General features: G+C 66.3%; 6 protein-coding genes and 1 tRNA gene. 2 read left to right on the top strand and 5 right to left on the bottom strand.

Features of this window, described 5'->3' with window-relative positions; translation table 11 throughout:
• Together JSV65_17015 and JSV65_17010 are read right to left on the bottom strand one after the other, a co-directional pair.
• Window positions 1-426, bottom strand: a 426-nt coding sequence (locus JSV65_17015) for a hypothetical protein (protein UCH34214.1), incomplete at its 3' end; no start/stop codon positions are given.
• 200 nt (window positions 427-626) lie between these two features.
• Window positions 627-701, bottom strand: a tRNA-Ile gene (locus tag JSV65_17010).
• Window positions 702-1060: 359 nt separating this feature from the next.
• Here JSV65_17010 and JSV65_17005 point away from each other — a divergent pair.
• On the top strand, window positions 1061-2113 hold the full coding sequence (locus tag JSV65_17005; GenBank protein ID UCH34213.1) for a Gfo/Idh/MocA family oxidoreductase: 1053 nt from the start codon (window positions 1061-1063) through the stop codon (window positions 2111-2113).
• A gap of 141 nt (window positions 2114-2254) precedes the next feature.
• On the opposite strand, the gene JSV65_17000 is transcribed toward JSV65_17005, so the two are convergent.
• The 3 genes from JSV65_17000 to JSV65_16990 form a co-directional block, all read right to left on the bottom strand.
• Window positions 2255-2896 carry an MBL fold metallo-hydrolase gene (locus JSV65_17000; protein UCH34212.1) on the bottom strand — a complete coding sequence of 214 codons (642 nt, stop codon included), beginning with the start codon at window positions 2894-2896 and terminating at the stop codon, window positions 2255-2257.
• 10 nt (window positions 2897-2906) lie between these two features.
• Window positions 2907-3782 carry a tetratricopeptide repeat protein gene (locus JSV65_16995; GenBank protein ID UCH34211.1) on the bottom strand — a complete coding sequence of 292 codons (876 nt, stop codon included), beginning with the start codon at window positions 3780-3782 and terminating at the stop codon, window positions 2907-2909.
• A 178-nt stretch (window positions 3783-3960) separates the two neighbouring features.
• Window positions 3961-5193 (bottom strand): 2,3-bisphosphoglycerate-independent phosphoglycerate mutase, encoded by a 1233-nt coding sequence (locus JSV65_16990; protein UCH34210.1) that lies wholly within the window; start codon window positions 5191-5193, stop codon window positions 3961-3963.
• Between JSV65_16990 and JSV65_16985 the strand changes: the two genes are divergently transcribed.
• Window positions 5075-6409: glutamate mutase L (locus tag JSV65_16985; protein ID UCH34209.1), on the top strand; the 1335-nt coding region annotated here is incomplete at its 3' end. The two genes, JSV65_16990 and JSV65_16985, sit on opposite strands and share 119 nt — an antisense overlap.

Below are 6409 nucleotides of genomic sequence, written 5' to 3'. Positions count from 1 at the left end.
TCCGACTGCCGGCATTGCCGCGGCGATCAGCCCGCACGGCGCCGCGCCCAGGCCGCTGATGCGCGGGTGCATCCCTTCCCTGAGCATCTCTTGGATGCTGTGGATCCCGTCCCACGCGAACACTGGCCCCGCGATGTCCGCGTCGTCCCTAAGCGCGGCCGCGAAATCCTCGGGCGTCGCGCGCGCGCCCTTTGCCACGTACGCCTGCACGCCGAGGTTGATGAATGGAGTCACGGGGCGAGCGTCAACCCGGCCGTGCTGCTCCTCGTACTCCCCGACGGGCTCGAGGGCCAGGTGCAGGATGTCTTTCGGTTGTCCAAGCGCGAATCTCTCGGGTCTGACGCGCCGCGCAAAACCGAATTCCGCGCCGAGCGCGGCGCCGAGCAGACAGCCATGTATTCTGTCCTCCAGCAATGCCGATGCCATTGGGGCTTCCTCCAGTGCGCCTATTACGGCGAGGACCCGCGCAGCACCTCCACGGGCGACAACGCGCACGGCAATAGGAGTACCGGGCACGGGGACACCCTACTCTGGGGGAAAGACGCTGTCGCGGACGGAGGCGGGTGGCCCGGCGGCCGAAGCCGCAGGAAGGCAGGTGGCTTGCCAGCCATAGCCTTGGCGAAGGCTGGTGGGCCCGGCAGGATTCGAACCTGCGACCAACCGGTTATGAGCCGGGAGCTCTGCCACTGAGCTACGGGCCCGGACCGACGACCAGCAGGCCGCCATCAGGTTGAGTATATCATCGGGGCATGGGATGGTCAATTGGCTCCGTGTGCGCGGGTGTGGACCTCGAGCGTTGGTGTCGGCACCGAATTGGTAGGGGGGGCCCTCCGCGGCCGCCCGGGCATCCCAATTCATCGCGACAACACATTGCCGGCACCGGAAGAACCGCAAGCCGCGCCCGTGTGTTGCCGCCCACCGCACATCCCTGAAGGAAAACCGCGGTCCGTCTCGTAATACGCTGAGACCCGCCATGCGGGTGGTTCACGCCGGTCTCGGACGCCGCTCTCAATGAGATCCGGCTACAGCGCGCGCATCGCGCGTTCAAGGAGGCTCATGAATGCCCAGGAAATCCGCAACTGCACGCAGAGCAAAATCGCGACCGAAGAAGAGCGTCATACGATGCGCGGTGATCGGCTACGGCGCCGCCTTCAGCATGGGGCGCAATCACGCGCGGTGGATCGCCGAGACGCCCGGCCTCGAGCCCGTCGCCGTGTGCGACGTTGACGCAAGCCGCCTCAAGGACGCCGACAAGGACTTTCCCGGGGTCGAGACCTACACCAGCGTCACCACGATGCTCCGCAAGTCCGACCTCGACCTCGTTTCCATCGTCACGCCACACAACACCCACGCCCCCCTCGCGGTTCAGTGCGCCACGGCGGGCAAGCACGTCGTCGTCGAGAAGCCGATGTGCATCACCGTCGCCGAGGCCGACCGCATGATTGCGGCAGCCAAGGCCAGCAAGGTCATGCTCTCCGTCTTTCACAATCGCCGCTGGGACGGCGACTTCAAGACCCTGCGCGACATCATCGGCCGCGGCCTCATCGGCGACGTCTTCCACATCGAGGCCTACGGCGGCGGCTACGGCCGCCCCGGCAAGTGGTGGCGCTCGGACAAGCGCATCTCCGGCGGCGCCTTCTACGATTGGGGCGCCCACTTCGTGGACTGGGTGCTCAACCTCGTGCCGTCCAAGATGGACACCATCATGGGATACTTCTTCGACGACTTGGTGTGGAAGGGCGTCAGCAACGAGGATCAGGTCGAGGGTATCGTCCGCTTCGCCAACGGCGCGGTCGCCAACCTGCAGCTTTCGAGCATCGCCTCCGTCGGCAAGAACCGATGGCGCATCCTCGGCACCAAGGGCGGCATCACCGATGGCCGCCGCGACGGACATTTCCTCGTCGTCACCGACGTCCAGGGCATGCGTGCGGAGATGGAGGTCAAGCACCAACCCTCCAATTGGGAGGCGTACTACCAGAACATCGCCGACCACCTGCTCCGCGGCAAGGAACTGGCTGTCAAGCCTGAGGAAGGCCGCCGCGTCATTCAGCTCATCGAAGGCGCCGAGAAGGCCTCCAAGGCCGGCAAGCCGATCAAACCGAAGTACGTGTAAGGGAGTTGTTTGGCCGCGGATGAACGCGGATGGTCACGGACGGGAAAGGGGCACGGCATTGCCGTGCCCCTTCGTGTCATCTCTTGGCGAGATAGCCTGTAGCTATCCTCGGCGTTCGCCGCGCAACTGGCTTCCCGCGGCCTACAGCTCCCGCAGGAACGGGTTGCGCCGGCGCTCTTCGCCGATCGTCGTCTCCGGACCGTGGCCGGGATAGACGATCGTCTCGTCCGGCAAACTCAGCAACTTGTCGCGGATGCTCGTCAGGAGTTGATACTCCGACCCGCCGGGCAAGTCGGTGCGCCCGATGCCGCCGGCGAATAGACAATCGCCGCTGAACACGACGCCGTCGCCGATTAACGACATCCCTCCCGGCGTGTGCCCCGGCGTGTGCGCCACGTGTAACTTGATCTCGTCGGCATGCCCCTCGCCGATGGTGATGACGTCACCCTCCCGCAGTGTGCGGTCCGCGGGCGCCGTCTCGACGTCGAACCCCGACCACGCCAACAGGTTCGCGTGCGGGTCGGTGAGCATGGCGGCATCCGCCTCGTGCACCCACACCGGCGCGCCGGTCGCCTGCTTGAGCAGCAGATCGCCCGCCATGTGGTCGCCGTGGCCGTGCGTGTTGACTATCGCCTGAAGCTCGAAGTCCTGGTCCTTGAGGATCTTGAGGATCGGTGCGGGCGGGCCGCCGGGATCTATGACGATCGCCTCGCGGCTGGCTTCGTGAGCAATGATGTAGGCGTTGGTCTCAATGGGGCCGATCGGCAGGCGGCGAGTGAACATGCGGTCTCCCTTACCCGGCGGTGAGCCGGGGGCGGTATTCCACGCGGCGGCGGCGGACGAACTCCCACTCGTAGCCGTCGAGATCCCCTGCGACCCGTCGGCACGTTTCCGCGTCATCGTCCAGCCCGGCCAGGAAGTACGCGTCCGCCAGCAGCATCGGATAGGAGCGATTCCGCGGCGCCCGCTCGATCGCCCGGCGGTACGCGATGATCGCGCGGAACGGATCCCCGAGCGCGACGAGCGCCGAGGCGAGACGAGCATAGTAGTAGTCATCGTACGGCGCCAACGCCACCGCGTGCTCCAATTGCGCGACGGCTTCGCTCACCGTTCCGCGCTCTAGCAGAAGCTCCGCCAGCCGGAACCGATAGAAGGCCTGATCCGACTCGAGATCCACGGCACGCCGCAGCTCCGACAGCGCTTCCCCGTGCATTCCGAGCGCCCAACACATGTCGGCCAGCTTGTAGTGGTAGAAGGCGCGCCCGCCGTTCAACCGCGCCGCTTCGCGGTATCTCAGCAGCGCCTCGTCCATCATCCCGTAGCGCCGGTAGAGGTCGCCCAGGCTCGCGTGGGCCTCAGCGTACTCCGGCGCGACGCGCACCACCTTGCGGTATTCCTTCATCGCCTGATCAATCGCTTCGATCAGGACGTACGTGTCGGCCAGGCGCATGCGGCACAACGCGTTGTTGCCGTCCAACTTCAGCGCGCGCCTGTATTCCGCGATGGCGCGCCGCGGGTTGCCGTTTTCGACGTGCGAATCGCCTAACCTGATGCGCAGGTATGCCGTGGTTGCCTGCACGTCGCGATCGCGATAGCGCCGCGCCTCGTCCTCCCGCTGCATCTCCTCGAAGCGGCGTATTCGCTCGTCTAGTTCTTCATCGCGTGCCATATCGTATCGCTGCTGCTGCGGTCACGGGGTTCGTGTCCTACCGCAAGGCCGGCAGACTGCATAACTGCGCCCCCGCACCCCGTGGCGCACGATGCTCGGCTGATTCTCGAATCGCCAAGCTTCCTCAATTATAGCCCATGCGCCGGAACGCGGCAAACGCCGCCGCCCCGACCTTGCGTCACGCGCCGAATTTCTCCTGCACCGCAACCAGGTTCGTCAGTATCGGCATCAGGTCCGCGCCCCGGATCCGCGATAGCCCGCCCGCCGCCGCCGCGCGCTCCCCAAACTCGCTAACGCCGTCCACGCGCACCCCCGGCCCGACCATCGCGATCGGCAGCGGATCGCCCGAGTGATCCTTCACCGACACCGGTGTCGAGTGATCGCCGGTGATCACGATGTAGGCGTCCTCGCCGAGCGCGTCTTCCACATAGCCGACCAGGCGATCGAACTTCTTCACCGCCTCGATCTTGCGTCTCGCGTCGCCGTCATGACCTGCCAGGTCAGGTGTCTTGAGATTGCACAGCACCAGATCGTGGATCGCCAGCGCGGCCACCGCCGCACCCGCCAGCGCCAGTTCATCCGTGTCATAGCCGCCGGTCGCGCCCTCGACATCGAGGACGTCCATCCCGAGGTACCGCCCCAGTCCCTTGATCAGGCCGACTTCCACGACACACGCGCCGCTCAGCTTATGGCGATGCTCGAACGGTTCGAGGTGCGGCGCAATGCCCGCCCCCCGCGGCAGCGCGATATTCGCGGGCAGCTTGCCCTGCTCCCGGCGCTGCTGATTGACCGGATGATCCCTCAGGACTTTGTACGACCGTTGTACGAACTCGTTCACCACGCGCGCGGTCTTCTCGCTCGCCGCGTCTTCGCCTTTCGCCTCCCATACCTTCGCGCCGACCTCGTGCGGATCGGTGTCCGACACCGCGTGCCCCAGACCCTCGCCGCGCAGGATGAGCGCCGCGCGGTGCTCCACCGATTCCTTGAAGATGATCGTGACGCCTTCGATCTCCATCCCGTTCAGCGCCTGCGCCAGCTCGTCGGTACCGGCGTCAATGCGCCCGGCGCGCCGATCGCGCACGACGAACCCGTCGTCCACCGTAGCGAAGTTGCAGCGGAAGCAAATGTCCCCTCCCCTGACGTCCATGCCGATACCTGCCGCCTCGAATGGGCCGCGGCCTGTGTAGGTCAGGTGAGGATCGTATCCGAGCAGCGCCAGATGCGATGTATCGCTGCCGGCGCAAATCCCCGGCCCGATGGGATCCATGATACCGCACTCGCCGCGCAGGGCTATGCCGTCAAGACTCGGCTTGTCGGTGGCCTCCAGCGGCGTCTCTCCGTCAAGCTCCGGGCAAGGGCGATCGCCCAGCCCGTCGGCGATCAGTATCGCGATCTTCGCGTTCGTCCCCATCAATCCTCACCCTCCTCTAACGAAGCTGTCGCAGTCGCGTCGCCCCCCAGGCCTCCGGCAGCCCCCCGTCGGCGAACCGGCGATCGCCCGCCGCGCGCCGCAACGCGACACCCATAGAGGTGTTCGGCGCGGCGCGAAGGTTCCCCTGCGCCTCGCGTTTGACCGGCGCGCAACACGTGTGTTAACATCACCATGCCATGCAGGCCTGACTTCCCTCGCTTTTCGCGGTCCTGGAGTAGGCGATTTCGTGGACACAATTCTGGCCACCGACTGCGGGAGCACGACCACCAAGGCGATCCTTATCCGGCGCCAGGGGGCGGAGTTCCGCCTCATCGCCCGCGGCGAGGCGCCGACCACCGTCGAGGCCCCCTTTGACGACGTGACGGTTGGCGTGCTCAACGCCGCGAGTGAGTTGGAGGAACTCGCTGGCGGCGCGTTCGTCTCCGACGGGGGGCTCAATATCGGCGCAGGAAAGGGCGGCGCCGATCTGTACGTCTCCACCAGCAGTGCCGGCGGCGGCCTGCAGATGCTCGTCACCGGCGTCGTCAAGAACATGACCGCCGAGAGCGCCCAGCGGGCTGCTCTCGGCGCCGGCGCGATCGTCATTGACGTGCTCGCCGTGGACGACGGCCGCGAGGATCACGAGAAGATCGAGCGCATCCGCAATCTGCGCCCGGACATGATCCTCATGTCCGGCGGCACCGAGGGCGGTACCACCAGCCATCTCCTCGACACCGCCGAGATCCTCCACGCCGCCGCCCCCAAGCCGCGCCTCGGGCGCGATTTCCAGTTGCCCGTGATATACGCCGGCAACACCGAGGCGCGCGACGACGTCGCCCAGATTATCGGCGGCGCCGCCAACCTCGCCTTCGTCGAGAACCTGCGCCCCGTCCTCGAACGCGAGAACCTCGAACCCGCTCGCGAGGCGATCCACCAGTTGTTCCTCGAACACGTTATGGCCCAAGCCCCCGGCTATGACAAACTCCTCGGTTGGACCAACGCGCCCGTCATGGCCACCCCTGCAGCCGTCGGCGAAATGGTGAAGATTGCCGCAGAGATGGAGAGCCTCAATGTCCTCGCCGTTGACATCGGCGGCGCGACGACGGATGTCTTCTCCGTCTTCGGTGGTCAGTTCAACCGCACCGTGAGCGCCAACCTCGGGATGAGCTACAGCGTTTCCAACGTCATCGCCGAGGCGGGCATCGAGGGGATCGCG

Source organism: Armatimonadota bacterium, assembly GCA_020354555.1.
GTDB lineage: Bacteria > Armatimonadota > Hebobacteria.
Note: the sequence above shows the minus strand (reverse complement) of the source record. Positions and strands in the feature narration are given on the sequence as shown.

Coding starts and splice junctions, on each gene's coding strand:
- JSV65_17005 (UCH34213.1), top strand. CDS start 1,061: ATGCCCAGGAAATCCGCAACTGCACGCAGAGCAAAATCGCGACCGAAG.
- JSV65_17000 (UCH34212.1), bottom strand. CDS start 2,896: ATGTTCACTCGCCGCCTGCCGATCGGCCCCATTGAGACCAACGCCTAC.
- JSV65_16995 (UCH34211.1), bottom strand. CDS start 3,782: ATGGCACGCGATGAAGAACTAGACGAGCGAATACGCCGCTTCGAGGAG.
- JSV65_16990 (UCH34210.1), bottom strand. CDS start 5,193: ATGGGGACGAACGCGAAGATCGCGATACTGATCGCCGACGGGCTGGGC.